The sequence below is a fragment of the Rhodovibrio sodomensis genome (assembly GCF_016583645.1).
In the GTDB taxonomy this organism is placed as follows: domain Bacteria; phylum Pseudomonadota; class Alphaproteobacteria; order Kiloniellales; family Rhodovibrionaceae; genus Rhodovibrio; species Rhodovibrio sodomensis.
Genome location: NZ_NRRL01000243.1, coordinates 1 through 2,938 on the forward strand (window position 1 = coordinate 1; position 2,938 = coordinate 2,938).

The following is a 2,938-nucleotide window of genomic DNA, read 5'->3' on the forward strand; positions in this document are numbered from 1 at the left end:
GGCCGGCAAGACGGGCAAGGGCGGCCAGGGTCAGGCGCGCTCGCTGGAGCCCAACCCTGATCGCACGGTCACCGCTCCGGCGAGCAACTGTCCAAGTTGCGGCGGCCACGTCGGCCCGGCGCATCAAACCCTCAAGACCCGTTACGACCGCATCGAGATCCCGCCGGTGCGCCCGGACGTCACCCGCGTGCATCAGTACCAGGGCGAATGTCCCTGCTGCGGCGAGCGCTTCGCCGCGACCCCGCCGGAGGGCCTGGAACCCGGCTCGCCGTTCGGGCGCAGCGTCGAGGAGGCGGTGATCTACCTGCACACCATCCACGCCATCAGCTACCAGCGTCTGTCGGCCTTGATGCTGGACATGTTCGGCGTGTCCATCAGCGAGGGCACGATCGCCAACATCCTCTCGCGCGCCAAGGAGCAGGTGGACGCCGCGGTCGCCGACATCACCGCCGAACTCCGCAAAGCCGGGGTAATCGGCTGCGACGAGACGGGCGCCCGGGTAGCCGGCCAGAAATACTGGCAATGGGTGTTCGGCTGCGCCACGGCGGTGCTGCACAAGGTGGCGCCCAGCCGCGGCAAGGCCGTCGTCCGGGAGGTGCTCGGCGAGCACGTCCCCGCGGTCTGGGTCTCCGACCGTTTCGCCGCGCAGACCGGGCACGGTGAAAGCCGGCAGCTCTGCCTCGCCCACCTGCTACGGGACGCGCAGTACGCCATCGACGCCGGCGACACGGTGTTCGCCCCGCCGCTCAAGGAGCTCCTGCTGCGCGCCATCGACATCGCCCGGCGGCGCGAGGATCTCCAGAAGAGCACGCTCTACCAGTACCGATGTCGCCTCGACCGGGACCTCGATGAGCTGGTCACGCGGCCATCGGACAGCCGCGCCGGCGAGAAGCTGCGCGGGCAGATCCGGCGCGTGCGCTGCGAGCTGTTCGTGTGCGTCACCAACCCGGGTGTGCCGGCGACCAACAACGCCAGCGAGCGCTACCTCCGCCCGGCCGTAATTTTCAGGAACTATGCGGAGTCCAAGGTTATGCGGAGTCCGCGGCTGCGACCCGGCCGCAGCCGCGGATCCTGGTCCGAGTTACTCGGCATAATCGGGACGGCTGATGTCCTTCAACATGGCGAGCAGCTTGTCGGGCGCCGTGAACCGCCCGGGCGCGAGGGGCGGGGACTCGGATGCGGCGAGCGTGGCGAGTTTTTCCGTCGGGTCGGCGCGGAGATACACCTCGGTGCTTTGCAGGCTGGCGTGACCGAGCCAGAGTGATACCTGGCGCACGTCCCGGGTGGCCTGGAGAATGTGCATGGCGCAGGTGTGGCGCAGCACGTGCGGGGTGACGCGCTTCTGCGCGAGGGTTGGACACGTCGCGGCGGCGGCCGCGACGTGCTTGGCGAGGATGTACTCGAAGCCCGACCGGGTCATGGGCCGGCCGGTGGCGTTGAGGAACAGCACCGGTGCACTTGTGGGCGGGCGGATCGCGATCCAGGCGTTGATCGTGGCAGCGGTCTCTTTCCAGAGCGGCAGCTCGCGTTCCCGCCGCCCCTTGCCCACGACGTGAACGGTGGGGTGATCGACACACCGAACCCGGTCGAGGCGGAGCCCGAGGAGCTCGGAGACGCGCAGACCGCCGGCAAAGGCGAGATGGAGCATCGCCCGGTCCCGGGTGCCGGCGCGCGAGCGGGGATCCGGCGCGGCCAGCACGGCCTGCACCTCGTCGCGGGTAAGATAGGCGACCAACGCCTGATCCGTCTTTTTGACCGGGATGGAACCGATCTGGCGGGCCTGATCGAGACAGGCGGGCAGCCGGAACTCGAGGAAACGAAAGAACGAGTTGATCGCCGCCAGCCGGGCGTTGCGGGATCGCGGCGCGTTGCCCCGCTCCTGCTCCAGGTGCTCAAGGAACGCTAAGATCAGCGATGCGTCCAGCTGTTCGACGGTGAGCGCGGATGGCCTGAGGGCGAGGCGATGCGCGGCGAAGGTTACGAGCAGCTGGAAGGTGGTGGCGTAGGCCTCGCAGGTGTGCCGGCTCGCCCGGCGTTCGCCGGGGAGATGCTCGCGCAGGAACGCCGCGAGATGCGGCGCCAGCGCGGTCATGTCGGATCTCCCAGGTAGCAAGCCTCGCCGCGCTCGGCGATGCGCCGCATCAGGAGAGGCGTGGCGTGCAGATACCAGTAGGTATCGGTGACGTGGACGTGGCCGAGATAGGTGGACAGACCGGCGACATGGCGGGCTACGGCCGCCTGACCGCCGGGACACTGCTCGAGCGACCGGACGGCGAAGGTATGTCGGAGGTCGTGGATGCGCGCATCGGGCTGATCCGGACGGTCGCGGAGACCGAGTTCGCTCACCAGCCGCCGGAATGTCTCGCCGACCGTGGTATACGCGGGCGCCTTGCCGCTGGCCGAGACGAACAGCGCCGGGACACATGCAGCGACCCGTTTGCGCACCTCCAGATAGCGATCGAGCGCGGCACGGGTCGTCTCGTGCAGGGGCACCAGCCGGTCTTTACGGAACTTGGTCTGGCGCACGACCAAGCCGTCGGCGGTGACATCCGCGCAGTGCAGGGCGAGCGCCTCGGAGACGCGCAGGCCGGTGGCCGCCAGTAGGCCGAACAGCGTCGCATACGTCTGCGGCCGGATCGTCCTGGCGGGTCCCATCGCCGCGGCCGCCCGGACGAGCTGGGCGATCTCCTCGGGCGCGTAGATGTAGGGCGCCCGCCGCTCGAACCGGGCGCGCCCGAGCGCGTCAGCCGCCGGGACCTCGTGGCGGGAATCCTCAGCATGCATCATCAGCGCGAAGCGCCGCAGGGTCAGCAGCCGACTGCGACGGTGTTGTGGCGACGACGCTTGTGTGGTCCAGACGAGCGCCGTTTCTGTGCGAACAAACGCATCGCCTCGATCCTCCGCGTGGGCGACAAAGCTCCGCAGTAGGCTTGCTGGA

Annotated in this window: 2 protein-coding genes and 1 pseudogene; 1 reads left to right on the top strand and 2 read right to left on the bottom strand. The window is 69.3% G+C overall.

Features of this window, described 5'->3' with window-relative positions; all coding sequences use genetic code 11:
- Window positions 1-43: 43 nt before the first annotated feature.
- Window positions 44-955: pseudogene (gene tnpC, locus CKO28_RS27440) on the top strand (IS66 family transposase); the annotation flags it as partial.
- Window positions 956-1,081: 126 nt separating this feature from the next.
- Here tnpC and CKO28_RS28775 read toward each other — a convergent pair.
- Window positions 1,082-2,092 (bottom strand): tyrosine-type recombinase/integrase, encoded by a 1,011-nt coding sequence (locus tag CKO28_RS28775; RefSeq protein WP_242480864.1) that lies wholly within the window; start codon window positions 2,090-2,092, stop codon window positions 1,082-1,084.
- On the bottom strand, window positions 2,089-2,938 hold an 850-nt coding region (locus tag CKO28_RS27445; RefSeq protein ID WP_207168962.1), incomplete at its 5' end, for a tyrosine-type recombinase/integrase. The genes CKO28_RS28775 and CKO28_RS27445, both read right to left, overlap by 4 nt.